The sequence below is a fragment of the Methylobacterium iners genome (assembly GCF_022179305.1).
Classification (GTDB): domain Bacteria; phylum Pseudomonadota; class Alphaproteobacteria; order Rhizobiales; family Beijerinckiaceae; genus Methylobacterium; species Methylobacterium iners.
Genome location: NZ_BPQP01000020.1, coordinates 18,816 through 45,171, shown reverse-complemented (window position 1 = coordinate 45,171; position 26,356 = coordinate 18,816). Strand labels below are relative to the sequence as shown.

At 69.8% G+C, this 26,356-nt stretch carries 26 protein-coding genes; 13 read left to right on the top strand and 13 right to left on the bottom strand.

Translation table 11 applies throughout. From position 1 onward, the window contains the following. The first annotated feature begins 85 nt into the window (after window positions 1-85). The 6 genes from MFF55_RS07185 (at window position 86) to aat (ending at window position 4,521) form a co-directional block, all read left to right on the top strand. The gene (locus MFF55_RS07185) at window positions 86-871 is read left to right on the top strand and encodes a DsbA family protein (RefSeq protein ID WP_238243402.1); all 786 of its coding nucleotides are present in this window, start codon (window positions 86-88) and stop codon (window positions 869-871) included. Window positions 872-935: 64 nt separating this feature from the next. After that, complete coding sequence (aroQ, locus tag MFF55_RS07180) at window positions 936-1,421, top strand: type II 3-dehydroquinate dehydratase (RefSeq protein WP_238243401.1); 486 nt, start codon at window positions 936-938, stop codon at window positions 1,419-1,421. A gap of 4 nt (window positions 1,422-1,425) precedes the next feature. Then, window positions 1,426-1,908 (top strand): acetyl-CoA carboxylase biotin carboxyl carrier protein, encoded by a 483-nt coding sequence (gene accB, locus MFF55_RS07175; RefSeq protein ID WP_238243400.1) that lies wholly within the window; start codon window positions 1,426-1,428, stop codon window positions 1,906-1,908. Between the two features lie 10 nt (window positions 1,909-1,918). Beyond that, on the top strand, window positions 1,919-3,274 hold the full coding sequence (gene accC, locus MFF55_RS07170) for an acetyl-CoA carboxylase biotin carboxylase subunit (protein ID WP_238243399.1): 1,356 nt from the start codon (window positions 1,919-1,921) through the stop codon (window positions 3,272-3,274). Window positions 3,275-3,404: 130 nt separating this feature from the next. Beyond that, on the top strand, window positions 3,405-3,704 hold the full coding sequence (locus MFF55_RS07165; protein ID WP_238243398.1) for a hypothetical protein: 300 nt from the start codon (window positions 3,405-3,407) through the stop codon (window positions 3,702-3,704). Between the two features lie 133 nt (window positions 3,705-3,837). Then, window positions 3,838-4,521, top strand: coding sequence for a leucyl/phenylalanyl-tRNA--protein transferase (aat, locus tag MFF55_RS07160; protein ID WP_238243397.1), 684 nt, complete (start codon window positions 3,838-3,840; stop codon window positions 4,519-4,521). A 6-nt stretch (window positions 4,522-4,527) separates the two neighbouring features. On the opposite strand, the gene MFF55_RS07155 is transcribed toward aat, so the two are convergent. The 3 genes from MFF55_RS07155 to MFF55_RS07145 all read right to left on the bottom strand — a co-directional run bounded on the left by MFF55_RS07155 (window position 4,528) and on the right by MFF55_RS07145 (window position 6,826). Then, complete coding sequence (locus MFF55_RS07155) at window positions 4,528-5,160, bottom strand: LysE family translocator (RefSeq protein WP_238243396.1); 633 nt, start codon at window positions 5,158-5,160, stop codon at window positions 4,528-4,530. Between the two features lie 8 nt (window positions 5,161-5,168). Further along, window positions 5,169-5,828: a DUF2155 domain-containing protein gene (locus MFF55_RS07150; protein ID WP_238243395.1), complete on the bottom strand. Its 660-nt coding sequence runs from the start codon at window positions 5,826-5,828 to the stop codon at window positions 5,169-5,171. Window positions 5,829-5,920: 92 nt separating this feature from the next. Continuing rightward, a complete protein-coding gene (locus MFF55_RS07145; RefSeq protein WP_238243394.1) occupies window positions 5,921-6,826 on the bottom strand; it encodes a LysR family transcriptional regulator in 906 nt (301 codons plus the stop codon). Window positions 6,827-6,948: 122 nt separating this feature from the next. On the opposite strand from MFF55_RS07145, the gene MFF55_RS07140 reads away from it, so the two are divergent. Together MFF55_RS07140 and MFF55_RS07135 are read left to right on the top strand one after the other, a co-directional pair. After that, a complete protein-coding gene (locus MFF55_RS07140) occupies window positions 6,949-7,920 on the top strand; it encodes an alpha/beta fold hydrolase (RefSeq protein WP_238243393.1) in 972 nt (323 codons plus the stop codon). Between the two features lie 26 nt (window positions 7,921-7,946). Further along, entirely contained in the window at window positions 7,947-8,498 is a 552-nt protein-coding gene (locus MFF55_RS07135) for a pyridoxamine 5'-phosphate oxidase family protein (RefSeq protein ID WP_238243392.1), read from the top strand. On the opposite strand, the gene MFF55_RS07130 is transcribed toward MFF55_RS07135, so the two are convergent. Further along, window positions 8,499-8,912: an NADH:ubiquinone oxidoreductase subunit NDUFA12 gene (locus tag MFF55_RS07130; RefSeq protein ID WP_238243391.1), complete on the bottom strand. Its 414-nt coding sequence runs from the start codon at window positions 8,910-8,912 to the stop codon at window positions 8,499-8,501. It lies immediately after the preceding gene. Window positions 8,913-9,423: 511 nt separating this feature from the next. Between MFF55_RS07130 and MFF55_RS07125 the strand changes: the two genes are divergently transcribed. Beyond that, the gene (locus MFF55_RS07125) at window positions 9,424-13,137 is read left to right on the top strand and encodes a vitamin B12-dependent ribonucleotide reductase (protein WP_238243390.1); all 3,714 of its coding nucleotides are present in this window, start codon (window positions 9,424-9,426) and stop codon (window positions 13,135-13,137) included. Between the two features lie 64 nt (window positions 13,138-13,201). Here MFF55_RS07125 and MFF55_RS07120 read toward each other — a convergent pair whose 3' ends face one another. Together MFF55_RS07120 and MFF55_RS07115 are read right to left on the bottom strand one after the other, a co-directional pair. After that, window positions 13,202-13,942, bottom strand: a complete 741-nt coding sequence (locus tag MFF55_RS07120) for a superoxide dismutase (protein ID WP_238243389.1) — start codon at window positions 13,940-13,942, stop codon at window positions 13,202-13,204. 193 nt (window positions 13,943-14,135) lie between these two features. Continuing rightward, on the bottom strand, window positions 14,136-15,302 hold the full coding sequence (locus MFF55_RS07115; RefSeq protein WP_238243388.1) for a hypothetical protein: 1,167 nt from the start codon (window positions 15,300-15,302) through the stop codon (window positions 14,136-14,138). A gap of 93 nt (window positions 15,303-15,395) precedes the next feature. Here MFF55_RS07115 and MFF55_RS07110 point away from each other — a divergent pair, with 93 nt between their 5' ends. The 3 genes from MFF55_RS07110 (at window position 15,396) to der (ending at window position 18,169) form a co-directional block, all read left to right on the top strand. Further along, window positions 15,396-16,004 carry an NnrU family protein gene (locus MFF55_RS07110; protein ID WP_238243387.1) on the top strand — a complete coding sequence of 203 codons (609 nt, stop codon included), beginning with the start codon at window positions 15,396-15,398 and terminating at the stop codon, window positions 16,002-16,004. 87 nt (window positions 16,005-16,091) lie between these two features. After that, window positions 16,092-16,802 carry a tetratricopeptide repeat protein gene (locus MFF55_RS07105; RefSeq protein WP_238243386.1) on the top strand — a complete coding sequence of 237 codons (711 nt, stop codon included), beginning with the start codon at window positions 16,092-16,094 and terminating at the stop codon, window positions 16,800-16,802. Between the two features lie 23 nt (window positions 16,803-16,825). Then, window positions 16,826-18,169, top strand: a complete 1,344-nt coding sequence (gene der, locus MFF55_RS07100; RefSeq protein WP_238243385.1) for a ribosome biogenesis GTPase Der — start codon at window positions 16,826-16,828, stop codon at window positions 18,167-18,169. A 1-nt stretch (window position 18,170) separates the two neighbouring features. Here der and MFF55_RS07095 read toward each other — a convergent pair whose 3' ends face one another. The 5 genes from MFF55_RS07095 to MFF55_RS07075 form a co-directional block, all read right to left on the bottom strand. Next, window positions 18,171-19,295 carry a carboxylate-amine ligase gene (locus tag MFF55_RS07095; RefSeq protein WP_238243384.1) on the bottom strand — a complete coding sequence of 375 codons (1,125 nt, stop codon included), beginning with the start codon at window positions 19,293-19,295 and terminating at the stop codon, window positions 18,171-18,173. 84 nt (window positions 19,296-19,379) lie between these two features. Further along, complete coding sequence (locus tag MFF55_RS07090; RefSeq protein WP_238243383.1) at window positions 19,380-19,790, bottom strand: dihydrofolate reductase; 411 nt, start codon at window positions 19,788-19,790, stop codon at window positions 19,380-19,382. Continuing rightward, on the bottom strand, window positions 19,787-20,581 hold the full coding sequence (locus tag MFF55_RS07085) for an SDR family NAD(P)-dependent oxidoreductase (RefSeq protein ID WP_238243382.1): 795 nt from the start codon (window positions 20,579-20,581) through the stop codon (window positions 19,787-19,789). Before MFF55_RS07085 ends, MFF55_RS07090 begins: the two co-directional genes overlap by 4 nt. A 7-nt stretch (window positions 20,582-20,588) precedes the next feature. After that, window positions 20,589-22,073, bottom strand: a complete 1,485-nt coding sequence (gene purF, locus MFF55_RS07080; protein ID WP_238243381.1) for an amidophosphoribosyltransferase — start codon at window positions 22,071-22,073, stop codon at window positions 20,589-20,591. Window positions 22,074-22,175: 102 nt separating this feature from the next. Then, window positions 22,176-22,790: a CvpA family protein gene (locus MFF55_RS07075; RefSeq protein WP_238243380.1), complete on the bottom strand. Its 615-nt coding sequence runs from the start codon at window positions 22,788-22,790 to the stop codon at window positions 22,176-22,178. Between the two features lie 176 nt (window positions 22,791-22,966). Here MFF55_RS07075 and MFF55_RS07070 point away from each other — a divergent pair, with 176 nt between their 5' ends. Then, entirely contained in the window at window positions 22,967-23,653 is a 687-nt protein-coding gene (locus MFF55_RS07070; RefSeq protein ID WP_238243379.1) for a queuosine precursor transporter, read from the top strand. A gap of 6 nt (window positions 23,654-23,659) precedes the next feature. Here MFF55_RS07070 and radA read toward each other — a convergent pair whose 3' ends face one another. Together radA and alr are read right to left on the bottom strand one after the other, a co-directional pair. Next, entirely contained in the window at window positions 23,660-25,087 is a 1,428-nt protein-coding gene (gene radA / locus MFF55_RS07065) for a DNA repair protein RadA (protein ID WP_238243378.1), read from the bottom strand. Window positions 25,088-25,121: 34 nt separating this feature from the next. Further along, window positions 25,122-26,234, bottom strand: a complete 1,113-nt coding sequence (gene alr / locus MFF55_RS07060; RefSeq protein WP_238243485.1) for an alanine racemase — start codon at window positions 26,232-26,234, stop codon at window positions 25,122-25,124. Window positions 26,235-26,356: the final 122 nt, after the last annotated feature.

Genomic DNA, 26,356 nt, shown 5'->3' with positions numbered 1-26,356 from the left:
GAAAACGCCTAACCCGGCCGCTAGCGCGTTCTCGGAATTCCGGGCAGTCCTGTCCGGTCCGCCCGCGACGAGAGCCGAGAACCGCATGCTCCCCTTCCGCCTGCCCCTCACGATCGCCGCCCTGGGCACGGCCCTGGCGCTCGGCGGGACCGCGTCCCTCGCCCAGACGACGCCGGCCGCTCCCTTCACCGACGTGCAGCGCCAGGCGATCGAGGCGATCGTGAAGGACTACCTCGTCAAGAACCCGGACGTGCTCCAGGAGGCCATCGCCGAGGGCGAGCGGCGCGCCCAGGAGACGCAGAAGCTCGCGCAGGTCGCGGCTCTGAAGGAGGCGCGCGAAGCGCTGATCAACTCGCCCCACGGCGTCGTGGTCGGCAACCCCACCGGCGACGTCACCCTCGTCGAGTTCTACGACTACAATTGCGGCTATTGCCGCAAGGCGCTCACCGACATCCAGGCGCTGATCAAGTCCGACCCGAAGCTCAGGGTCGTGCTCAAGGATTTCCCGGTGCTCGGCGCCGAGTCGCTCGAGGCCAGCAAGCTCTCGCTCGCGGCCAAGCAACAGCTCAAAAGCGAGAAGCTGTTCGAGTTCCACACCAAGCTCCTGGAGAGCAAGGGCCGCGTGAACACCGAGAAGGCGCTCGCGGTCGCCAAGGAAATGGGCCTCGACGTCGCGAAGCTTCAGCGGGACGCGCAGGGTCCCGAGGTGAAGGCGGCGCTCGCGGAGAATATGGGGCTCGGCGACAAGCTCGGCCTCTCGGGCACCCCGGCCTTCGTCATCGGCGAGGAGATCATCCCCGGCGCGGTCGGCGTCGAGCCGATCCGCAAGACCATCGGCGACGTGCGCCGCTGCGGCAGCGCCAGCTGCTGAAATCCTCGGTGTCGCTCGTCCTCACGTTCCGCCGCGACGCCGCGGACCTCGCGAAATTCGGCCCATGATCCCGATCCACGCCCTCAATGGGCCGAACCTCAACCTGCTCGGAACCCGGGAGCCGGGCATCTATGGTTCGGCGACGCTCGCCGACATCGAGCGCGACCTTCATGCGCGTGCCGAGCTGCTGAGCGTCGGCCTCACCTTCCGCCAGACCAATCACGAGGGCGAACTCGTGGAGCTGGTCCAGGCGGCGGGCGCGTCCGGCGCCGGCATCCTGATCAACGCGGCGGCCTACACTCACACCTCCGTCGCCCTTCGCGACGCCATCGTGGGCAGCGGCGCCGTCGCGGTGGAGGTCCACCTCTCCAACGTCCATGCCCGCGAAGCCTTCCGGCACGTCTCCCTGATCGCCCCCGTCTGCGCCGGGGTGATCTGCGGGTTCGGGCCGTATTCCTACGTTCTCGGCCTCGATGCGCTGGCGCAACGGCTTCGCGGCCGTCTTCCGCCGCCCGATCTCGGCACCCTCCTTCCCGCCTCTCAAGACTGATCCGATGGCCAAGCCAGAACCCTTCGATCCCGAGCTCGTGCGCTCGCTCGCCCAGCTCGTCACCGAGACCGACCTCACCGAGATCGAGGTGGAGAAGGGCGATTTGCGCATCCGCGTCGTGCGTCGGATCGAGCCCGTCCAGCTTCAGGTCGCGGCGCCGGCACCGGTGCTCGCGCCGAGCCCGGTCCCGGTGCCCGTCGCGGCCCTGGCCCCGGGTCCCGGCACCGAAAAGGCCAAGGCCGGCGCGGGGCATCCCGGCGCCGTGCCCTCGCCGATGGTCGGCACCGCCTATCGCCGTCCCTCGCCCGAGGCCAAGACCTTCGTCGAGGTCGGCGCCAAGGTCGCGAGCGGCGAGAAACTGCTCCTCATTGAGGCGATGAAGACCTTCAACGAGATCGTCGCCCCCCGTTCCGGCACCGTGACCGCGATCTTCGTCGAGGACGGCCAGCCGGTCGAGTTCGGCGAGCCCCTCCTCGTCATCGAGTGATCCGGACTCCATGTTTCAGAAAATCCTGATCGCGAACCGGGGCGAGATCGCGCTGCGCGTGCTGCGGGCCGCGAAGGACCTCGGCGTGGCGACGGTCGCCGTCCATTCGACGGCGGATGCCGACGCCATGCACGTGCGGCTCGCCGACGAGAGCGTCTGCATCGGGCCGCCGACGGCGCGCGACAGCTACCTCAACATCCCCTCGCTCATCGCCGCCTGCGAGATCACCGGCGCCGATGCGGTCCATCCGGGCTACGGCTTCCTGTCGGAGAATGCCGGCTTCGCCGAGGTGCTCGCCCATCACGAGATCGGCTTCATCGGTCCCAAGGCCGAGCACATCCGCATCATGGGCGACAAGATCGAGGCCAAGCGCACCGCCAAGCGCCTCGGCATCCCCTGCGTGCCGGGCTCGGAGGGCGGCATCGAGGAGGCGGACGAGGCCAAGCGCGTCGCGGCCGAGATCGGCTATCCCGTGCTCGTCAAGGCTGCCTCCGGCGGCGGCGGGCGCGGCATGAAGGTGGCCCGCTCGGAGGCCGAGCTGGAGCAGGCGCTCGGCATGGCGCGGACCGAGGCCAAGGCGGCCTTCGGCGACGACGCGGTCTATCTGGAAAAATACCTGACGAAGCCGCGCCACATCGAGGTGCAGGTGCTCGGCGACGGGAAGGGCGGGGCGGTGCACCTCGCCGAGCGCGACTGCTCCCTGCAGCGCCGTCACCAGAAGGTCTGGGAGGAGGGCGGCTCGCCCGCCCTCGACGCCGCCATGCGCGCCGAGATCGGCGGGATCTGCGCGCGGGCGATGCAGGAGCTGAACTACCTCGGCGCCGGCACGGTCGAGTTCCTCTACGAGGACGGCCGCTTCTACTTCATCGAGATGAACACCCGCATCCAGGTCGAGCATCCAGTGACCGAGATGATCACGGGTGTCGATCTCGTGATCGAGCAGATCCGCGTGGCGGCCGGCGCGCCGCTCTCGGTCCGGCAGGAGGACATCGCGGTCAACGGCCACGCCATCGAGTGCCGGATCAATGCCGAACACCCGGCGACCTTCCGGCCCTCGCCGGGCCTGATCACCTCGTTCCACCCGCCGGGCGGCCCCGGCGTGCGCGTCGATTCGGCCGCCTTCCAGGGCTACCGCATCCCGCCGCACTACGATTCGCTGATCGGCAAGCTCATCGTCCACGGCCGCACCCGGGACGAGTGCCTGATGCGCCTTCGCCGGGCGCTCGACGAGTTCGTGGTCGACGGCATCGACACGACGCTGCCGCTGTTCCGGACGCTGGTGCGCAACGAAGCGGTGCTGGCGGGGGATTACGACATCCACTGGCTGGAAACTTTTCTCGCCGATGGCGGGTTGACCGCCGGCTAGGCTTTTCCTCCGCGCGGGCCTGGAACGCCGCGAAGCTTCGTTCGTTCTGTGGTGCATGCAGCCGCGGCGGCCGAGCTCGACCGAGATCCGGTCGAGCCGCCGTTCCGGCATGGACAGCCCGAAGGAACGAATGATGATCCGCACGACCGCCATCCTGCTCGCTGGCGCCCTGCTCGCCGCGCCCGCCCTCGCGCAATCGCCCTCGGGCAATGTCGGTCAGCCCGAGCGGGGCGTGCCCCAGGCCGGCGAGACCACACGCGGGCCCATCGATAACCCCTCGAGCCGCGACATGGCGCCGGCCCCCGGCGTCACCGCGGCGCCGGTCGGCGGCAGCACCGGCTCGGTCGAATCCGCCAAGGGCGGCAACGCCGATCAGAACAACAAGCCGGCCGGCAACACCGGCAACACCTCGGGCGGCCCGGCCCGCTGACGGCCGACGACCCCGGCACATCCATCAAGGCCGACCCGGAGCGGGTCGGCCTTCGTCGTCTTCGAGGCGGCAGGGCCGCACGAGGGTACGGCCGTCCCTGGCACTCGGTCGAGGATCGCGCCACACTCGCCCCATGCACGACAGCGACCGCGTCGAGATCACGCCCGAGATCCTTCTCAAGGCCTACGCCGCTGGCATCTTCCCGATGGCGGAGGACGCGGACGACCCGACCATCTACTGGGTCGAGCCGCGCGCCCGCGGCCTCCTTCCCCTCGACGGGTTCCACGTCTCCAAGCGCCTGGCGCGCACCGTGCGCAGCGACGTCTTCGAGGTGCGCACCGACCGCGACTTCGACGGCGTGATCGCGGGCTGCGCCGCCCCGCGCCGCGACGCCGAGCGCACCTGGATCAACGGCCGCATCCGTGAGCTCTACGGCGCCCTGTTCGACCAGGGCTACGCCCACACCGTCGAGGTCTATGCGGGCGAGCCGCGCCGCCTCGTCGGCGGGCTCTACGGCGTCTCGCTCGGCGCGGCCTTCTTCGGGGAGAGCATGTTCCACACCGTGCGGGACGCCTCGAAGGTGGCCCTCGTCCACCTCGTCGCGCGGCTGCGAGCGGGCGGGTACCGGCTCGCCGACACGCAGTTCGTCACCGACCATCTCACCCAGTTCGGCGCCGAGGAGGTGCCGCGCCATGCCTACAAGCGGCGCCTCGCCGAGGCGCTGTCGGTGGGGGCCGATTGGAACGTCTGGCCCGGCGACGGGTCGGTGGGCGGCGCCGACGCGCTCGCCGCCCTTGGCGTGGCGCGATCGGTCTGATCGGCGTCAGCGTCCCCGGTCGAGGGCCATGCGCAGGGCGAGCGCGCCCAGCACGCCGCCCATGATCCAGCGCTGCGCCCTGGTCCAGGCGGGATGCCGGCCGAGGAAGCCGGCAATCGAGCCCGCCGCGATCGCGATGGTCGCATTGACGGCGACGCTCACCGCGATCTGCACGCTGCCGAGCGCCAGCGTGTGCCCGAGCACGTTGCCCGCCTCCGGCTGCACGAAATGCGGCAGCAGGGCGAGGTAGAGCATCGCGATCTTCGGGTTGAGCAGGTTGGTGACGAAGCCCATCGCGAAGAGCCGCGCCGGGCTGTCGGCCGGCAGGCTCCGGACCTCGAAGGGCGAGCGCCGGCCCGGCCGCAGGTAGGACCAGGCGAGCCAGCCGAGATAGAGCGCCCCCGTCAGCCGCAGCGCGTCGTAGGCGTAGGGCACCGCGAGCACGAGGGCGGTGATGCCGAAGGCCGCGCAGAGCATGTAGAACACGAAGCCGAGCGCCACGCCGCCGAGCGAGATGAGCCCCGCCATTCGGCCCTGACAGAGCGAGCGCGAGATCAGGTAGATCATGTTGGGCCCGGGGGTCAGCACCATCCCGAGCGCCAGGGCGGCGAAGGCGAGGAGGGTGCCGGATTCGGGCATCGGGATTCCTATCGGAAGATCTGGTCGAAGATCGATTGCGGCTGCTGGGGCGCCGGGGCCGGGCCCTCGTTCGTCGGGAAGAACTTTCGCGAGGGCTTCTGCTTCGGCTGCACCGGGACGCCGCGGGGCGCCTCCACGTCGAGCTGGCCGGCCGGGTTGACCTGCTGGGCGGTGCGCTGCGCGTCCTGTCCGCGGTTGCCGCGCTGCTTCTTCTCGGGGCGGGAGGCCATGACCGGCACGTCCTCCTGCTCCTTGGCCTCGGCGATGATGTCGCTGCCGCCCTTACAATCGACGAGCCAGACGTCGTAGATCGAGTGCTCGATGGCGTGCAGGCCCGGGCTCGCCGCGAATTGCCAGCCCGTGAAGATGCGCCGGTACTTGTTGTCGAGGGTGACCTCGTCGACCTCAAGGAAGGCCGTCGTCTTTGGGCTCTCGGTCGGCGGGCGGCTGTAGCAGACCCGCGGCGTCAGCTGCAGGGCGCCGAACTGCACGGTCTCGTCGACGGCGACCTCGAAGGAGACGATGCGCCCGGTGATCTTGTCGAGGCCGGAGAACACCGCGGTCGGGTTCTTGATCTTGTCGGCCTGAGCGGAGCCTGCCGCGACCAAGGCGAGGGCTGCCGCGAGAGCGAGCGACAGGGCCGGTTGAAGGCGGACGGCGAGGCGCATGCGGTCGGGCTCGGGCGTGGGACGAAGCGCGGCTTCGACGACGGCCGCTCCCGAAGCCCTAGACACCGCAACGATGTTGAAAAAGGGGCGATTCACGCCAGGAACTGCCAGGAGGTGGTCTCAGCGGCGAGGTCGACGAAGGCGCGGACCTTGGCGGGCAGCCAGCGGGCGCTCGGATAGACGGCGTGGATCGGCAGGGGCGGCGGCTCGTGCTCGGTGAGGACCAGGACGAGACCGCCCGCCGCGACATCGCGGGTGACCTGATAGAGCAGCGGCCGGACGAGACCGGCCCCGCTTCGGGCGAAGTCCAGCGCCGCGTCGCCGCTATTCGTCGTGAGGCGGGGCGTGATGGAGACCCGAACGTCGCGGCCGCCCTGCGAGGGATCGGCGAACGTCCAGGCCGGCGCGTTCTCGAAGGCTCCGAAACCGATGGTGTCGTGGCCCTGCAGCTCGCCGGGATGCTGGGGCGTTCCTCGGCGCGCGAGGTAGTCCGGGCTCGCGACGACGACGCGCCGGGTCGTCCCGAGGCGGCGCGCCACCAACCCGGACGCGTCGAGGGGACCGATCCGGACGGCGACGTCCACGCCCTCCTCGACCAGTCCGACATTGCGGTCGTTGAGCTGGAGCTCGGCCGTCATATCCGGATGGCGCGCCATGTAGCGCGCCAGCAGGGATGCGACGTGGGTTCGCCCGAAGATGACCGGAGCGGCGACGGCCAGGCGGCCGCGCGGCGAGGTTCGCGCGCCTCTCGCGATCTCCTCGGATTCCGCGACCGCCCCCAGGATGTTCCGCGCCTGGGCGAGGTAGCGCTCGCCGGCCTCGGTGAGATGCAGGGAACGGGTCGTGCGCTGGAGAAGGCGGGTCCCCAGCCGATCCTCCAGGCCCGCGATCAGCCGCGTCGCCGCGGACGGCGAGATGCCGAGCCGACGCGCGGCGGGCGCGAAGCCGCGGGCATCGCAAACGGCGACGAAGGCAGCGATGGCGTCGAGTCGATCCATGGGATCATTGCACCATGAGCAACAATGAACTCCCAAGAGGGCCTATTATCATCCTGGAAGCAATGGATCACTTTCCTCGCATGACGCCGCCGTTTCCGCGCGGCCGCCAGAGGAGAGACGTTATGAACCGCCGACACCTGCTTGCGCTGGCCGCCACGCCAGCCCTCCTGCCGACCGCCGGGCTTGGTCCGGATGCGGCGCTCGCCGGTTCCGAGCCCGCCTCCGACGCGACCCGCCATCGCAGCCTGACCGTGGACGGCGTGGAGATCTTCTACCGGGAGGCGGGGCCAGCCGACGCGCCGGCCCTCCTGCTCCTGCACGGATACCCGACCTCCTCGCACATGTTCCGCAACCTGATCCCCGCGCTCGCCGAGCGCTACCGGGTCGTGGCGCCGGATTACCCGGGCTTCGGCTACAGCGCCGCGCCCGGGCGGGACCGCTTCACCTACAGCTTCGACACCTTCGCCCGGCTCATCGAGCGGTTCACCGAAATCGTCGGCCTGACCCGCTACGCGCTGTACGTGATGGATTACGGCGCGCCGGTCGGCTTTCGCCTGGCGACGGCGCATCCGGAGCGGGTGACCGCCCTCGTCGTCCAGAACGGGAACGCCTATGCGGAGGGTCTCGAATCCCCGTTCTGGGATCCGATCCGGGCCTATTGGAAGACGGGCGCCGCGGCCGAGCGGGAGGCGCTGCGCCAGTTCACGACGCCCGCGGCGACGCGCTGGCAATACACCGACGGCGTCGCGGACCCGTCGCGGCTCAGTCCCGATGCCTGGACCCTCGATCAGCTCGGGCTGGACCGCCCCGGCAACGCCGAGATCCAGCTCGACCTGTTCTACGATTACCGCACCAACGCACCGCTCTACCCGGCGTGGCAGGCCTATTTCCGCCGGCATCGGCCGCCGACCCTCGTGGTCTGGGGACGGAACGACACCATCTTCCCGGCCGCCGGCGCGCAGGCCTACCGGCGGGACAACCCGGAGGCGGAGCTTCACCTCCTGGATACGGGGCATTTCGCCCTGGAGACCCACGGCGCCGAGATCGCGGCGCTGATGCGCGACTTCCTCGCCCGCAAGCTGCGCGCCGGCTGACCGGGCGCGACGAAGGAGATCCGCCGATGGCCCATGCCTATCTCGACATCGCCCGGACCCCGCGCGTGCGGGCGGCCGAGGAGCGCCAGGGGAGCCTCGGCGCCTATGCCCGGACCGAGGTCGGGGACCCCTACCACGACCGCCTCGGCCCGGAGGAGGCCGCCTTCATCGCCGCGCGCGACGGCTTCTACCTCGGCACCGTGTCGGAGACGGGCTGGCCCTACATCCAGTATCGCGGCGGCCCGCCCGGCTTCCTGCGGGTGCTCGACGAGACCACGCTCGGCTTCGCGGATTTCCGCGGCAACCGGCAATACATCAGCGTCGGCAACCTCGCGGGCGAGGCGCGGGTCTCGCTGTTCCTGATGGATTACGCGAACCGGCGCCGGCTGAAGATCTTCGGGCAGGCCAGGGTGGTCGAGGCCGGGGAGGACCCCTCGCTGGCCGGGTCGCTCGCCGTGCCGGGCTATCGGGGCCTGGTGGAGCGCTCCGTCGTCGTGACGGTCGCCGGCTTCGACTGGAACTGCCCTCAGCACATCACGCCGCGCTTCACGGCCGCCGAGTGGGAGAGGGCGGATTGATCAGTCCGGGATCCAGGGCACGTATTCCCCGCTCGCCGCGGAGCGGGCGCCCTGGTTGAGCTGCGAGCCCTTGGGGCGGTAGGCCCCCGCCGTTCCCGTCAGGTTCTCGACATGCGGCTTCTGCCACTCGCGCGGCTTGTAGCTCTCCTCGCTCGGGGGCACCGAAGCGTTGTGGCAGAGCCAGGCGCGCCAGCCCGGCGGCACCTTCGAGGCGTCGGCGTAGCCGTTATAGACGACCCAGCGCCGCTCCGAGCCGACGGAGCGGTCGATCAGCGCCCCTTGCGCCCGGTAATAGGCATTGCCGTGCTCGTCGTTCCCGACGAACTGGCCGCTGCGCGCCGTGTAGACGGCGAGCGACATCGTCGACCCGTTCCACCAAGTGAAGATCCGCAGCAGCGTGTCCTTGAGAGCCATCGCATTCGCTCGAGAAGGGGGTTCCGGGCCCGTGGCTCGGGGTCGGCGGGACTATGGTGAGGCACTCACCCGAAGTCCAGCCGGGACCCCGTGCCGGGCCGCCGCCGGGGTTGCGGCGAAAATCACACAGGCGCAATCGCATTAACCAAATAGTGACGCTGCCGCGGCGGGCGGACCTGTGGGGGAGAGATTTTTCGCAGCCAAATCCGGCAGGCCCAAAGAGCACTTATCGGCGGCCCCGCGATATCCACAGGTTTTGAGGAGCCGACACAACATCTAGTCCGGAACATAGCCGGCGCACACTAGTTGTTGACGTGAATGGGGTCGTCGGACTAGCTTTGAACCGTCGCCGATCGGGTTGCGCCGGGCGTCAGTTCCGAGTTTTCCAGTCTTCGAACATGGCACCCCGCGAGCCATCGCGGGCGCCTGCAACCACCCCGTTCGACATTCATGCACGATCCCGCGCTGCCAGCGGGACGGTCGCCGATTCCGGCGAGGGAGAAACGGATTCATGCGGTTCGAGCGTCGCTACACCACGGCCGGACAATCGCCCTACGCCAGCATCGCCTTCCGCAAGGCGCTGAGCGAGATCCGCAACCCGGACGGCTCCACCGTCTTCCGGCTGGAGGGCATCGAGGTGCCCGAGAGCTGGAGCCAGGTCGCGAGCGACGTGCTCGCGCAGAAGTACTTCCGCAAGGCCGGCGTGCCGGCGCGCCTCAAGCGCGTCGAGGAGAACGACGTGCCGTCCTTCCTCTGGCGCTCGGTCCCCGACGAGGCGGCGCTGGCCGAGCTTCCCGAGGAGGAGCGCACCGGCTCCGAGATCTCCTCGACGCAAGTCTTTGATCGGCTGGCCGGCTGTTGGACCTATTGGGGCTGGAAGGGCGGCTACTTCTCCTCGGAAGAGGACGCCTCCGCCTTCCTCGACGAGCTGCGCTTCATGCTCGCCCGCCAGATGGTGGCGCCGAACTCGCCGCAATGGTTCAACACCGGCCTGCACTGGGCCTACGGCATCGATGGTCCGGCCCAGGGCCACTATTACTGCGACTACCGCACCGGCGAGCTGACGCGCTCGGTCTCGTCCTACGAGCACCCGCAGCCCCATGCCTGCTTCATCCAGGGCGTCCAGGACGACCTCGTGAACGAGGGCGGCATCATGGACCTCTGGGTCCGCGAGGCGCGCCTGTTCAAGTACGGCTCCGGCACCGGCTCCAACTTCTCGATGCTGCGCGGCGAGAACGAGAAGCTCGGCGGCGGCGGCAAGTCCTCGGGCCTGATGTCCTTCCTCAAGATCGGCGACCGGGCCGCGGGCGCGATCAAGTCCGGCGGCACGACGCGGCGCGCGGCCAAGATGGTCATCGTCGACATCGACCACCCGGATATCGAGCAGTACATCGACTGGAAGGTGAAGGAGGAGCAGAAGGTCGCCGCCCTCGTCACCGGCTCCAAGATCGTCTCGAAGCATCTCACCGCCGTGATGAAGGCCTGCACCCAGTGCGAGGCCGAAGGCGACGCCTGCTTCGATCCCGAGCGCAACCCGGCCCTGAAGCGCGCCGTGAAGGCCGCCCGCAAGGAGAGCGTGCCGGACGCCTACACCAAGCGCGTCATCCAGTTTGCCCGCCAGGGCTTCACCAAGATCGACTTCCCCGTCTACGACACCGACTGGGACTCGGAGGCCTACCTCACGGTTGCCGGCCAGAATTCCAACAACTCCGTGTCGCTCACCGACGACTTCCTGCGCGCGGTGGATGCCGACGCCGATTGGGAGCTGAAGGCCCGCACCACGGGCAAGACCACGAAGTCCCTCAAGGCCCGCGAGCTGTGGGACAAGATCGGCGAGGCGGCCTGGGCCTCCGCCGATCCCGGCCTGCACTTCAACACGACCATGAACGACTGGCACACCTGCCCGTCGGGCGGCCGGATCCGGGCCTCGAACCCGTGCTCCGAGTACATGTTCCTCGACGACACCGCCTGCAACCTGGCCTCCGCCAACCTGCTGACGATGTACGATCGGGAGACGCGCCACTTCGACGTCGCGGCCTTCGAGCACCTCAACCGGCTCTGGACGGTGGTGCTCGAGATCTCGGTGATGATGGCGCAGTTTCCCTCGCGCGAGATCGCCGAGCTCTCCTACAAGTACCGCACGCTCGGCCTGGGCTACGCCAATATCGGCGGCCTCCTGATGAGCATGGGCCTGCCCTACGACTCGGCCGAAGGCCGGGCGCTGGCCGGCAGCCTCACGGCGATCATGACGGGCGTCGCCTACGCGACCTCGGCTGAGATGGCCGGCGAGCTCGGTCCGTTCCCGGCCTACGAGGAGAATGCCGACGCGATGCTCAAGGTCATCCGCAACCATCGCCGCGCGGCGCATGGCGAGGCGGAGGGCTACGAGTTCCTGAGCATCAACCCGGTGCCCCTCGACATCGAGAACGTGCCGCAGGCCGACCTCGTCGAGCGCGCGCGCTTCGCCTGGGACCGGGCGCTGGAGCTCGGCGAGGAGCACGGCTATCGCAACGCCCAGGCGACCGTGATCGCCCCGACGGGGACGATCGGCCTCGTCATGGATTGCGACACGACGGGCATCGAGCCGGACTTCGCGCTCGTGAAGTTCAAGAAGCTCGCGGGCGGCGGCTACTTCAAGATCATCAACCGGGCGGTGCCCGACGCGCTCCGCGCCCTCGGCTACCGCGAGGCCGAGATCGCCGAGATCGAGGCCTATGCCGTCGGCCACGGCTCTATGGGCCAGGCCCCGGCGATCAATCCTGGTTCGCTGCGGGCGAAGGGCTTCACCGACGAGAAGATCGCCGCGATCGAGGCAGGCCTGAAGTCGGCCTTCGACGTCAAGTTCGTCTTCAATCGCTGGACGTTGGGTGACGATTTCCTCAAGGACGTGCTCAAGGTTCCCGAGGAAAAACTCGCCGACCCGACCTTCGAGATCCTGCCCTTCCTCGGCTACTCGAAGAAGGACATCGAGGCCGCCAACACCCATATCTGCGGGGCGATGACCCTCGAGGGCGCGCCCTTCCTCAAGACCGAGCATTACGCGGTCTTCGACTGCGCCAATCCCTGCGGCCGCATCGGCAAGCGCTACCTCTCGGTGGAGAGCCACATCCGCATGATGGCGGCGGCGCAGCCCTTCATCTCGGGGGCGATCTCCAAGACCATCAACATGCCCAACGACGCCACCGTCGAGGATTGCAAGAACGCCTACCGCCTGTCCTGGACGCTGGCGCTCAAGGCCAACGCCCTCTACCGCGACGGCTCCAAGCTCTCGCAGCCCCTGAACTCGGCCCTCATCGCCGACGAGGACGAGGATGCGGAGGAGGTCGTCGAGGCGCTGGCCGCGGCGCCCGCGGCGGTCAAGGCGGCCCAGCTCTCCGAGCGGGTGGTGGAGCGCGTGATCGAGCGGATCGAGCGCATCCGCTCGCGGGAGAAGCTGCCGGACCGGCGCAAGGGCTACACCCAGAAGGCGGTGGTCGGCGGCCACAAGGTCTACCTGCGCACCGGCGAGTACGAGGACGGCCGCATCGGCGAGATCTTCATCGACATGCACAAGGAGGGCGCCGCCTTCCGGAGCCTGATGAACAACTTCGCAATCGCGATCTCGATCGGCCTGCAATACGGCGTGCCGATGGAGGAATACGTCGATGCCTTCACCTTCACGCGCTTCGAGCCCTCGGGCTTCGTGCAGGGCAACGACGCGATCAAGAACGCCACCTCGATCCTCGACTACGTCTTCCGCGAGCTCGCCGTCTCCTATCTCGGCCGCATGGACCTCGCCCATGTCGATCCTTCCGAGATCGGCAACACCGTGATGGGCAAGGGCGAGGGCGACACGGCGCGCCTGAAACCCGAGCAGACGGCCTCGACGATCGTCTCGCGCGGCCTCGTGCGCGGCTCGGCCGATCGGCTGACCCTGATCCAGGGCGGCCCTGCCGGGGGCGCCACCTCGACGGGCGGCGCTCCGGCACCGACCGGCGGCGTGATCCACGCCATGCGCGGCTCGGTGGCGCTGAAGGCGGAGCCGGCCCTCGCGGGCCATGCCGAGACCCTGGCGGAGAGCCTGCCCTTCGCCAAGCCCGAGCGCAGCGTCGCGGACAAGCGGGCCGAGGCGAAGATGAAGGGCTATGTCGGCGAGGCCTGCCCCGAATGCGCGAACTTCACGCTAGTCCGCAACGGGACCTGCCTGAAATGCGACACCTGCGGCAGCACGACCGGCTGTTCGTGATCGTCGCCTGAGCGCGTCGGCCAGGGGCGCAACCCTGGCCGACGGCATGATGTCGTCGGAAGTCTCAAATCGCCAGCGTGCCGGCCTTGGCCGCGGCGTAGCGGTCGGCGACCTTCGACCAGTCGACCACGTTCCACCACGCCTTGAGGTAGTCGGCGCGCCGGTTGCGGTAGGTCAGGTAATAGGCGTGCTCCCAGACGTCGTTGCCGAACAGGACCGGGGTGCCGTCCATCCAGGGCGAGTCCTGGTTCGGGCGGCTGTTGAGCGCGAGCTTGCCGTCCTTGCCGAGCACCACGAAGACCCAGCCCGAGCCGAAGATCCGCGTGCCGGCGGCGTTGAAGTCGGTCTGGAGCTTGGCGAACCCGCCGAGGTCCTTGTCGATCGCGGCCTTGAGGTCGCCGGTGGGCTCGCCGCCCTTGCCGCCCATGATCGTCCAGAACATCGTGTGGTTGGCGTGGCCGCCGCCGCTGTTCTTCACGACCGGACGCAGCGCCTCCGGCAGGGAGGACAGGTTGGCGAGTATCTCCGCCAGGGGCTTCTTGGCGAGGTCGGGCTCCTTGGCGAAGGCCGTGTTCAGGTTCGTGACGAAGGCCTGATGGTGCTTGCCGTGGTGGAGTTCCATCGTCTCGGCGTCGATGGTGGGCGCGTTGCGGTCGGCCGGGTAGGGCAGGGGATCGAGCTTGAAGGGGCCGGTGGGCGCCGCCGGCGTCGCGGCCGGGGCCTGGGCGAAGGCGGTGCCGGCGCTGAGCGCCACGAGTCCGCCGCCCAGCGAGGCGAGGGCGGTACGGCGATTGAGATGAAGCATGGTGATCGTCCGTTCTCCGGGTCGACCCTGACAGCGCGGGTCGCCCCAGCCATACACATGGCGGAGCCTTTCGGTTTCAGCGAGTCAATGAAACATCTCGCGACCGAAGCGCCGCAGGCCGTTTCGCGAGACGCAGGAATCCATCCCGTCGCTTCCGCGGCACAACCAGAGGCGAGCGCGGGACGGACCGGGCTCACGGCCAGACCTTGAGCGCCACCGGCCGGCGCAGGAGGTCGCGGTCGGAGGTGATCGTGCAGCCCTCGACGCGTAGCGTCACATAGGCGAGGAGCGCGGTGTCGCCGGCGTCGTCGAAATTGCGCGACGGCGAGGCGGGATCGATGAGCGAGGGATAGGCGATGAGTCCCTTCGCCCCGCAAGGATCGTCGTAGAGGGTGCGGCCCGCGATCAGGAGGCGGGGGACGTCCCAGGATTGGAGGTCGCGCGAGGCCGTCCAGTAGAAGCCCGATTGCGGGAAGCCCTCGCCCTGCCGCGCCATGAAGACCGCGATCCAGGCTCCCGTCGAGCGATGGCGGACCACCGCGCCCACTGGCGTCGGAAACGGCGCCACCGGCTTGCAGGTCTCCGGACGGATCGCCGGCTTGCGATAGGGATCGGGGAAGGCAGCGGTGAAGCCCGTCCCCGTCCAGGCTCGCCAGCTAGTCGGGTCGGCGGGATCGTCCGAGCGAAACAGGCAGACGCCGGCCGGCTGGTCGCTGCCTGGTCCGTCCCAGCCCGTGGTCGAGGCGAAGAAGTAGCGCCAGCGCCCGTCGGCGAAGATGTTGGAGGGGTTGAAGAAGCCGCGGTGCCGCCCCTGGCCGACCTCCTGGCGGAAGGGCGCGGCGGCCACCACCGCCGGCGGCGCCGCGCGGATGAAGCTGCGGCCGCCATCAGTGGATGAGGCCGCGACCACCGTATTGTACCAGCACTCCATGTAGACCTTCGAGCGGCAGCGGCCGGGATGCTCGTTGGCCTGGTACTCGTGGTGGACCAGTGCCGCGACCGCCCTGCCGTCCTCGGTCCAGGCCGCGGTGATCCAGGAGCGGTCGTCGTAGAGGGCCGGATCAGGCTTCTCGCCCGAATCGAGAACCACCGTGCAATCGAGCTTGAGCCGGTCGAAATCCGGGCCCCGCAGCGCCCGGTTGCGGTAATGCATCCCGAACAGCGCCAACGCGCCCGAGGCGTCGCGAAACGCCCGCGCGGAGGCATCGGGCACGTCGGCCCCGTCGCAGGCGTCGCGCGTCGCCTTGAACATTACGCTCGGCGGCCCGACCAGTGTCAGGGCGGAGAGCGGCGGCTCCGGTGCGGCGGCCGCGGGGCCGACCGTCCCGAGCAGGAGAAGCAACGCGGTGCGGCGGATCATGGCTCGGCCCTGGACTCCGCCGCGAGATTGCGTTTTGAACCCTTACAATCCGCTTGCGCCCAAGCCTCACCTCGCTGCGCACGAAAGCCCCCCATGCTGATCCTCATTCTCGGCCTCGTGCTGTTCCTCGGCACGCACTCCTTCTCGATGCTGCGGGCGCGCCGCGCCGGCCTGATCGGGGAGGTGGGCGAGGGACGCTACAAGCTCGGCTACACCCTGCTCTCGCTCGCCGGCCTTGTGCTCATCGGCTACGGCTTCGGCCTCTACCGGCAGGAGGGCTACATCACCCTATGGAACCCGCCGGTCTGGACGCGGCACCTCTCGCTGCTCCTCACGGTGCTCGCCTTCATCGTGCTGGCCTCCGCCTACCTGCCAGGCCGCATCCGGTCCTTCGCCAAGCATCCGATGCTGCTCGCAGTGAAGATCTGGGCGACGGCCCATCTCCTCGCCAACGGCGACCTCGGCTCGATCCTGCTCTTCGGCGGCTTCCTGGCCTGGGCGGTGATCGCCCGGATCAGCGCCAAGCGCCGGGCGCTCACCGCGGGGCAGGTCGTCTCGCAGCACGGGGGCGAGGTCGCGGCCCCCGCCGGCTGGCGCAACGACGCCATCGCCATCGTCGTCGGCACGGTCGTCTGGTTCGCCTTCGCGCGCTACCTGCATCCGCTCCTGATCGGCGTTGCGGCTTGGCCGGGACAGGCCTGAGCGGGTCGCCAAGCCCGCCGCTCTGTGCTAGGCGCGGCCTTCATTTCTTGAGGCCGCCGCCCGTTGCCGGGCCGGCGCGAGACGGCAATGGCTGAGAACAACGAGTTCATCCGCGAGGTCAACGAGGAGTATCGCCGCGATCAGGTCGCGGAGATCTGGCGCCGTTACAGCGGCGTGATCATCGCGCTCGCAGTGCTCATCGTCGCCGGGATCGGCGGCTGGCGCTACTGGCAGAGCGCCGAGCGGACGCGCGCCGAGGCAGCCTCCGAGCGGTTCGAGACGGCGACCCGGCTCGCCCGCGACGGCAAGTCGACCGAGGCCGAGAAGGCCTTCGAGGCCATCGAAAGCGAGGGCCCGGCGGGCTACCGCCTGCTCGCCCGCTTCCGCTCCGCCACCGAGACCGCCAAGCGCGATCCCGTTGCCGGCGCTTCCGAGTACGACGCGCTCGCCAGGGATTCCGGCCTTTCGGAGGGCCTGCGCGACCTCGCCCGCCTTCGCGCCGCGCTCCTGCGCCTCGACGCGCCGGACCCGGCGTCGGCGCTGACCAGCCTCCAGGGCCTCGCCGCGCCGACCGCCGCGTTCCGGCACACGGCCCGTGAGATGCTCGGCCTCGTCGCCCTCAAGCGCGGCGAGTACGACGCGGCCGGGCGCTGGTTCGACCAGATCAACGCCGATCCCCAGACGCCCCAGCCCCTGCGCCAGCGCATCGAGGTCTATTCCGCCCTCGTCGCCGGCGGCCCCGTCACGGTGACCGAGGCCGCTCCGGCTCCGGCCGCGCCCCCGCCCGTGACGCGCTGACGAAAATCGAATCGAGACACCCCATGGACATGCCGACCGTCGCGATCGTCGGACGGCCGAATGTCGGCAAGTCGACGCTGTTCAACCGCCTCGTGGGCAAGAAGCTCGCGCTCGTGGACGATCGCCCCGGCGTGACCCGCGACCGGCGCGAGGGCGACGTCAATTTCGGCGGCCTCGTCTTCCGCATCATCGACACCGCCGGTCTCGAGGAGGCCGATGCCGGCTCGCTCCTCGCCCGCATGCGGATGCAGACCGAGGCCGCGATCCTCGAGGCGGACGTGGTGCTGTTCGTGATCGACGCCCGCGCCGGCGTGCTGCCGGCCGACCAGCCCTTCGCCGAGATGGTCCGTCGCGCCGGCTGCCCCGTCATCCTCATCGCCAACAAGGCGGAGGGCGGAGCTGGGATGGCGGGCGCCTACGAGGCCTTCTCGCTGGGCCTCGGCGACCCGATCCCGTTCTCGGCCGAGCACGGCGAGGGCATCGGCGAGCTGCACGACGCGCTCATCGCGGCCCTGCCGAAGCAGGACGAGGAGGACGAGGACGAAGATCCCGAGGACCGCTCCCTCAAGGTCGCCATCGTCGGCCGCCCGAACGCGGGCAAGTCGACCCTCATCAACCGGATGCTGGGCGAGGAGCGCCTCCTCGTCGGGCCCGAGGCCGGGATCACCCGCGATTCCATCTCCCTCGACTGGGTCTGGCGAGGCCGGAAGATCAAGCTCCACGACACCGCCGGCATGCGACGCCGCGCCCGGATCGACGACAAGCTGGAGAAGCTCGCGGTCTCGGACGGGTTGCGCGCCGTGCGCTTCGCCGAGGTGGTGGTGGTGCTCCTCGACGCGACGATCCCGTTCGAGAAGCAGGACCTCACCATCGTCGACCTCGTCGAGAGCGAGGGCCGCTCGCTGGTCATCGGCCTCAACAAGTGGGACCTCGTGGCCGACCAGCCCGGCCTCCTAAAGACGCTGCGCGAGGATTGTACCCGCCTGCTGCCGCAGGTGCGGGGCGTCTCCGTGGTGCCGCTCTCGGGGCTCGCCGGCGAGGGCATCGACAAGCTGATGCAGGCGGTCACCGGCGCCGCCGAGGTCTGGAACCGCCGCGTCTCCACCTCGCGGATCAACGACTGGCTCAACGAGGCCACGCAGCGCAACCCGCCGCCCGCCGTCTCGGGGCGGCGCATCAAGATCCGCTACGCCACCCAGGTGAAGAGCCGCCCGCCGCACTTCGCCCTGTTCGGCAACCAGCTCGACGCCCTGCCGAAATCCTACACCCGCTACCTCGTCAACGCCCTGCGCGAGGCCTTCGACCTGCCCGGCACGCCGATCCGGCTGTCACTGCGGACCTCGAAGAACCCCTTCGATAAGGGCTGAGTTACGCACCCCGCGTCGTCTCGGCCAGCCAATCGACCACCCGGTCGAGAGCCTGCCGGTTGCTCAGCCCCGCCTCCCGCCCGGCCTCGAAGACGGCGATCTGGCGGTCGGCGCTGGTGCCCTCGCGGGCGATGAGGCGGGCGTGCTCCACCTCCGCTCCGCAGCCGAGCGCATCCGCGTCCTCCTCGACGAGGGCGAGGACGCGGTCCAGGGCGTCGGCATAGGGCAGTGCCGCCTCGCTCGCCTCGTCGATCAGTTCCGCCTCGATCCCGCTGCGCTGGGTCCGCCACAGGTTCTCCTCGGCGAGCGCCCGCGAGACGCCGTCGAGGCCGGCATGGAGGTCCGGACGCCGCACCGCGAGGCGCACGAGGCAGCGGTAGAGGGCGGCGATGGCCAGCGCGTCCTCGAGGCGGGTGCAGGAATCCGCGATGCGCAGCTCCAGCGTCGGGAAGCGCATCGAGGGGCGCAGGGACCACCAGAGATAGCTCGCGTCCTGGATCGAGCCCGCCTTCGTCATGATCCGCAGGTAGCGCTCGTAATCCTCGGGGGTGCGGAACAGCTCGGGCAGGCCGGTGCGGGGCAATTCGCCGAAGGCGCTGAGACGGTACGCAATGAGGCCCGTCGGTTTGCCCTGCCAGAAGGGCGAGGAGGCGGAGAGCGCGAACAGCAGCGGCTGGAACGGCAGCAGCCGGTTCATCAGATCGACGCGGGCGTCGGGATCCGGCACCTCGACATGGACATGCATCCCGCAGATCAGGCTGCGCCGCCCGGCGAGGCCGACGTCGCGCAGGATGCCGCGATAGCGCTCGCCCTTCGTGGGCAATTGGCGCGACCAATCGGCGATGGGGTGCGTGCCGGCGGCGAAGAGGACGAGTTCGTGCACCCGAGCGATCTCGGCGAGCGCCCGGCGCTGCCGGGTGAGGCTGTCGCGGGCCTGCGCAAAATCCGTCGAGGGCGGCGTGCAGACCTCGACCTGGCACTGCAGCATCTCCCGCCCGATCTCGGGCAGCTCCGCGCCGGCCTGATCGTGGAACGGCTTCACCGAGCGGCGCGGGGTGCCGCGGGTCTCGGCATCGGCCAGGAAGTATTCCTCCTCGATGCCGAAGCGGTAGCTGTGGGCGGTCATGGCGACTCTCTGCGCGGGCGCGTGCGCCTCAACTCGCGAGGGTGCGCTTTGTGCCGCGGCAGAACCGCCGGCCTGTCCCGCCGATCAGGCGCTTCGCAGCGCCCCGCCCACCAGCCAAGCCGGATCGAACCAACGGTCGGCGTCGCCGTCATAGGGGAGCCGCGTGATGTCCCAATGCTGGATGTACCTGGCGTAGACGTTCCAGACCGCGATGCCGCCGCCGACGAAGATCCGGCGGCCGGGATAGCGGGCAAGCACGGCGTCCGGGTCCTCGTGGCTCCGGATCACGTCGATGGTACGGTCCTTGAAGGCGAAGGCCGGCACGGAAGCGATCGTCTTCGGGCCGGCGATGAGCACGTGGCCCATAGTCAGGGCGAAGAACCGGGTCACGTCCTCGACGAAGAGGGGATCGGTGTTGCCCTCCCAGGGCAGCTGCCCATGGAGCCCGAGCTGGCCGCGCTGGCCGATGGCGCAGATGCAGCGGACGTCGATCATGAGGAGCCTCGGTCGATCCCGGTTGTGACCGGCCCGATCCACTCCGCCGCCCGGAATGCGTGAACCCGCCCTGTCGGGAAATCGTAGATCTTGCCCGTATCGGTCCAGTCCCGGCCGGCGAGCCGCACGAAATCCGGCGCCAAGTCCTCCGGCGTCCGCAGCGTCTCGGGGTCCTCGCCGGGCATCGCGGCGGCGCGCATGCGCGTGCGCAGGGGGCCGGGATTGAGGAGCATCGCCCGGACGTTCGTCGCCTCGGTTTCGGCCGCGTAGGTGCGAACGAGGGCGTCGAGGGCGGCCTTCGAGACCGAGTAGGGCCCCCAATAGGCCCGGCACTTCTGGGCGGCGCCCGAGGTCACGAAGATGGCGCGCCCCGCCTCCGAGGCCCGCAGCAGAGGGTCGAAGGACCGGATCAGGCGCCAGTTCGCGGTGACGTTGATGTCCATCACCTGCGCCCACGCCTTCGGCGTCGCATGCCCGAGCGGCGTCAGGTTACCGAGGATGCCGGCATTGCCGACCAGGATATCGAGGCGCTTCCAGCGCTCGTGGACGGCCGCGCCAAGGCGATCGATCCCGTCGTAATCGGTGAGGTCGAGGGGAACGAGCGTCGCGCTGGAGCCGGCGCTCCGGATCGCGTCGTCCAGTTCCTCCAGGGCGCCCTGGGTCCGGCCGACTGCGACGACGTGGGCGCCAGCCCCGGCCAGCGCGAGCGCAGCGGCGCGGCCGATGCCGCGCGAGGCGCCGGTGACGAGCGCGATGCGGCCGTCGAGCGGCTTTTCGGAGAGCGTGGTCATCCCCGGATCAATCCGCCTCGGCGAGCATGGCCAGGCGCTTGGGCCCGGCGATGGCGAGGTCGGTCAGGCAGGTCGGGTAGTCGCCGGTGAAGCAATGATCGGTGTATTGCGGGTGCTCGGCGTCGCGCCGTTCCTCGCCCATCGCGTGGTAGAGGCCATCGATCGAGAGGAAGGCGAGGGAATCCGCGCCGATATAGCGGCGCATGCCCTCGAGATCGTGGGTCGCGGCGAGCAGCTTCTCGCGCTCGGGCGTGTCGATCCCGTAGAAGTCGGGATAGGTGATCGGCGGCGAGGCGATCCGGAAATGGACCTCCTTGGCCCCGGCCTCCCGCATCATCCGCACGATCTTCACCGAGGTCGTGCCGCGGACCAAGCTGTCGTCGACGAGAACGATGCGTTTGCCCTGCACCGCGGCGCGGTTGGCCGAATGCTTCATGCGCACGCCGAGCTCGCGCACCGACTGAGTCGGCTGGATGAAGGTGCGGCCGACGTAATGGTTGCGGATGATGCCCATCTCGAAGGGCAGGCCGGTCTCCTGCGCGAAGCCGAGCGCGGCCGGCACGCCGGAATCCGGTACCGGGATCACGATGTCGGCGTCGGCCGGCGCCTCGCGGGCGAGCTCGTGGCCGATGTTCTTGCGCACCGCGTAGACGCTCTTGCCGTTCACCACCGAGTCGGGCCGTGCGAAGTAGATGTACTCGAAGATGCAGGGCCGCATCGGCTGACGCGGCGCGAAGCGGATCGATTCGAGGCCCTCTTCCGAGATCACGACGATCTCGCCGTTCTCCACGTCGCGGATGAACTTCGCGCCGATGATGTCCAGCGCACAGGTTTCGGAGGCCAGGATGTAGCGCCCGTCGAGCTCGCCGATGACGAGCGGGCGGATACCCAGCGGATCGCGGGCGCCAATGAGCTTCTTGTTGGTCAGCGCCACGAGGGCGTAGGCGCCCTCGATCGTCCGCAGGGCCTCCGTGAAGCGCTCGATGATGCGCGGCGCGCGCGACCGGGCGGCGAGGTGGAGGATCACCTCGGTGTCGGAGGTCGATTGGGTGATGGCGCCGTCGCGCACGAGGTCGCGGCGGATGGACAGCGCGTTCGTCAGGTTGCCGTTGTGGGCGACCGCCAGCCCGCCGCTGGCGAGCTCGGCGAAGAGCGGCTGGACGTTGCGCAGGATGGTCCCGCCCGTCGTCGAGTAGCGCACGTGGCCGATGGCGGACCGGCCCTCCAAGTGCTCGATGGTCGAGCGGTCGGAGAAGGAATCGCCGACGAGGCCGGGTCGGCGCTCGGAATGGAAGACGTGCCCGTCGAAGGAGACGATGCCCGCCGCCTCCTGGCCGCGATGCTGGAGGGCGTGCAGGCCGAGCGCAACGATCGCCGAGGCGTCGGGATGGCCGAAGATGCCGAAGACGCCGCATTCCTCGCGCAGCGTGTCGCCGTCGCGATCAAGCCCGTCCGCGACCGGGGCCATGGCGGGCGCGGTGCGTGCTGACATGCTGCTCTCGATCCCTCGTCGCCGGAAGGTTCCCGGCCCTAGTGTCACGTGGGCGTCATCTAACCATCGGCTGCGACGTCACCAAGCGGCTTTGCGCGCAGGTCAGGGTCGCGGCGCGGGAACGGCTTGCGCGGGCTTCGCCCCGGCGTCGCTGCGACGCTGGGCCGGAACCTCGCCCTCCGCCGGGGGCTCCGCGGCGTCGCCCGGCTTGGGCTTCTTGAACTGCTTGAGGAGCCCTTCCGGGTTCTCGGGGAGCTGCGCGACCAGCGCCTCGCCGGATTTCTCCAGCATCGGACGGCTGCGCGCCTGGGCGGCCCATTCCGGCATCTTCCCCTGCACCAGCCAGGCCAGGAACACCCAGCCGATCACGCAGATCAGGAAGCCGCGGGCGGCGCCGAACAGGAAGCCGAGGGAACGGTCGATCGCGCCGATCCGCGAATCGAGGATCATGTCCGACACCTTCACGGTGATGATCGAGACGATGATCAGCGTGCCGAGAAAGATCGCGGCGATCGAGGCGACGAGGGCCACGGTGGCGTTCGAGACGTGCTGACCGACCGTCGGCAGGAGCAAGGGATAGAACTGCCAGGCGATCGCGGCCGCGGCGACCCAGGCGATGATCGCGAGCACCTCGCGGGTGGCGCCGCGAACGGCCGCGAGCAGGGCGGAGAGCACGACGACGCCGAGCACGACGAGATCAAGAATGGAGAACGGCATCGTGGGCGGATGTCACACGGGGCGGAGCGGCGATCAGCGGAATCTGCGGCTTCCCCTGGCCGCCGGGGCTGTATATCGCGCCGGACCCCGCCCGTCACCCTCCGCACGGCCTGCCTTCCCCTCGCGGGCTTGGACAAGCCTGGACGCGGCTCTACAAGGAGGCGAACGGGACGCGCATGCCACCGACGGTCGAGCCCCAGCGAAAGCACCTCGTTCCCATTGCCGGCCTGTTCAGCGCCGTCCTCATCATCTCGCTGATCCTGGCCGGCAAGATCGTGGCGCTCGGCGGCCTTACCTTCAGCGCCGCCGTCATCGTCTTCCCGCTCTCCTACGTGTTCGGAGACGTGCTGACCGAGGTCTACGGCTACGCGAGCGCCCGGCGAGTCGTGTGGGCGGGCCTCACGGCACAGGTCGTCTGGATCGCCGCCTACACTCTCGCCGCCGCCCTGCCACCGGCGCCGTTCTGGCCGCATCAGGCCGCCTTCGAGACGGTGCTCGGCGCGACGCCGCGGTTCGCGGTGGCCGGCATGGCGGCCTATCTCGCCGGCGAGTTCCTGAACGCCTACGTGCTGGCGAAGCTGAAGCTGCGCTTGGCCGGCCGCCGGCTCGCCCTGCGCCTCGTGGCGTCCACGATGGTCGGCCAGGGCGTCGACACGCTGATCTTCGTCGGGATCGCCTTCGGCGGCGTGTTCGGGACGGCAGAGCTCGTGCGGATCGGGCTCGGCGCCTGGGCGCTCAAGGTGGCCTGGGAGATCGTGGCGCTGCCGCTGACCCTGCCCCTCATCGCCTGGCTCAAGCGCGAGGAGGGCGAGGACCATTTCGACCGCGATACGGACTTCAGTCCGTTCCGACTTCGGGAGTAATCCGCCTCAGGCCTCCTCGTAATGGTCCCGGTTGCGGTTGCTGCGACCCTTCCTCGGGGCGCCGCTCGCGATCCCGGCCACGAGGTCGGCGATGTGGCGCAAGGCCTCCGTCGCCAGCGCGCCGTCGCCGGTCTCGCCCCGCGCCTGAGGCATCACCGCGCGCGCGAAGCCGAGCTTGAGCGCCTCCTTCAGGCGAGCCGGGCCTTGCGCGACGGGCCGGACCGCGCCCGATAGGCCGATCTCGCCGAAATAGACCGTCTCGGGCGGCAGCGCCGCCCCGGACAGCGATGAGACGAGGGCGGCCGCCACGGCGAGATCGGCGGCCGGCTCGGTGATGCGCAGGCCCCCCGCGACGTTGAGATAGACGTCGTGGCTCCCGAGCCTGATGCCGCCATGGGCCTCGAGCACGGCGAGCACCATCGAGAGCCGGTTCGGGTCCCAGCCCACCACGGCGCGGCGCGGCATCCCGAGGGAGGAGGGGGCGACCAGCGCCTGGATCTCGACCAGCAGCGGCCGCGTCCCCTCTATCCCGGCGAAGACCGCCGTGCCGGGCGCGGCGTGGTCGCGACCGGCGAGGAAGAGGGCCGAGGGGTTGGGCACCTCCTTCAGCCCGCCGTCGGTCATCTCGAACACGCCGATCTCGTCGGTGGGCCCGAAGCGGTTCTTCACCGCGCGCAAGATCCGGAAGTGGTGGCCCTGGTCGCCCTCGAAGGAGGCGACCGCGTCGACCATGTGCTCGACGACGCGGGGACCCGCGATCTGGCCGTCCTTGGTGACGTGGCCGACGAGGATCACCGCCGTCCCCGTCGTCTTGGCGAAGCGGATCAGCGACTGCGCCGAGCCGCGCACCTGCGTGACCGTGCCCGGTGCCGATTCCACGGTCTCGGTCCACATGGTCTGGATCGAATCGATGATGGCGAGCGCCGGCGGGCGGCCCTGGGAGAGCGTCTCGACGATGTCCTCGACATTCGTCTCTGCGGCGAGCTCGACGGGCATCCCCGAGAGGCCGAGGCGCTCGGCGCGCAGGCGGACTTGGCCCACCGCCTCCTCGCCGGAGATGTAGACGACGCGCTCGCCGGTGCGCGCCATCGCAGCGGTCGCCTGCATCAGCAGCGTCGACTTGCCGATGCCGGGATCGCCGCCGAGCAGGATCACCGAGCCGCGGACGAAGCCTCCGCCGGTGACGCGGTCGAGCTCGCCGATCCCGGAAGGCACGCGCGGCGCCTCACGCGCCTCTCCGGTCAGACCTTCGAGCGAAAACACCCGGCCACGCGCCCGCCCGGGACGGGTCGCGACGGGCCCTGCCTGGGGACCGGAGGCGCCGGTCTCCTCGACGATCGTGTTCCAGCCGTTGCAGGCCTCGCAGCGCCCGCGCCAGCGATTGTAGACCGCCCCGCAGGACTGGCAGACGAAGGTCTGTTGGATCTTGGCCATCGGGGGTTCCGGAGGGCCGGAGCGCCGGCCGGGATCACTCTACATAGTTGCGAACATAACGGGAACCCAGGCTCGTCAGGATCTCGTAGCCAATGGTGCCGGCGGCGCGACCGACCGTGTCGATGTCGAGCCCATCGCCGATCAGGACCGCCGGCGCGCCGCGCGCCGCCGCCGGCGCTTCCGTGACGTCGATGGAGATCAGGTCCATCGAGATGAGGCCGAGGATCGGGCAGGGCACGCCGCCGACGAGCGCATGACCTTTGCCGCTGGCCGAACGAGGATAGCCGTCGGCATAGCCGAGCGAGAGGGTGGCGAGGCGGCGCGGACCCGGCGCGGTCCAGCGCCCATTATAGCCGACGCTCTCGCCCCGGCCCACTTCGCGGACCTGCGCGATCACCGCCTCCAGCCGCACCACCGGCCGCATCGGGTTCTCCCGCCCCGGCGTCGGGTTGCCGCCGAACAGAGCGTAGCCCGGCCGCAGGAGATCGTGGTGGGCGGCCGAACCGAGGAAGCAACCCGAGGAATTCGCGAGCGATGCGGGCAGATCGGAATAAGCTTGCCGCACCATCGCGAAGGCCGCGACCTGCCGCTCGTTCACCGCTTCGTCCGGCCGCTCGGCGCTTACGAGATGGCTCATGATGAGGGCGATCCCGGCCTGTGCGATCACCGGATCGCCCGCCAGCGCCAGGGCCTCCGGCACGCGAAGGCCGAGTCGGTTCATGCCGGTGTCGACGTGAAGCGCGGCCGGCATCGGCCGGCCCGCCGAGAAGGCGGCCCATGCGGTCAGCTCTTCCCGAGAGCTTAGCACGGGGCGGAGATCGTGGGCTGCGAACGCGGCCTCCGTGCCGGGCAGAAGGCCGTTGAGGACGTAGATGACGGCCTCCGGCAGGAGCGCACGAGCCACGATCGCCTCGCTCAGATGAGCGACGAAGAAGGTCCGGCAGCCGGCCCGGTGCAGGGCGGGGGCGACGGCCTGGAGCCCGCAGCCATAGGCGTCGGCCTTCACGACGGCCGCGCATTCGGTCCCCAGGCCTTGAGCCCCAAGGCGCCGCCAGTTCTCGCCGATGGCCGAGAGATCAATCGTGAGCCGGGCGCCGTGCTCCCCGAGCGACCGGGTCACATCCGCTTGGGCGAAAGGTAGCCCCATCTCAGTCTCCGCAGCACCGGGCTTGGACAGGATCAACCCGCCGGGTCGCCATTCGGTCTCGAACGCGTCCTTCGCTCGATCCGTGCTGATCGATGCGGCACGCTCGCGCAGCATCACCTCGC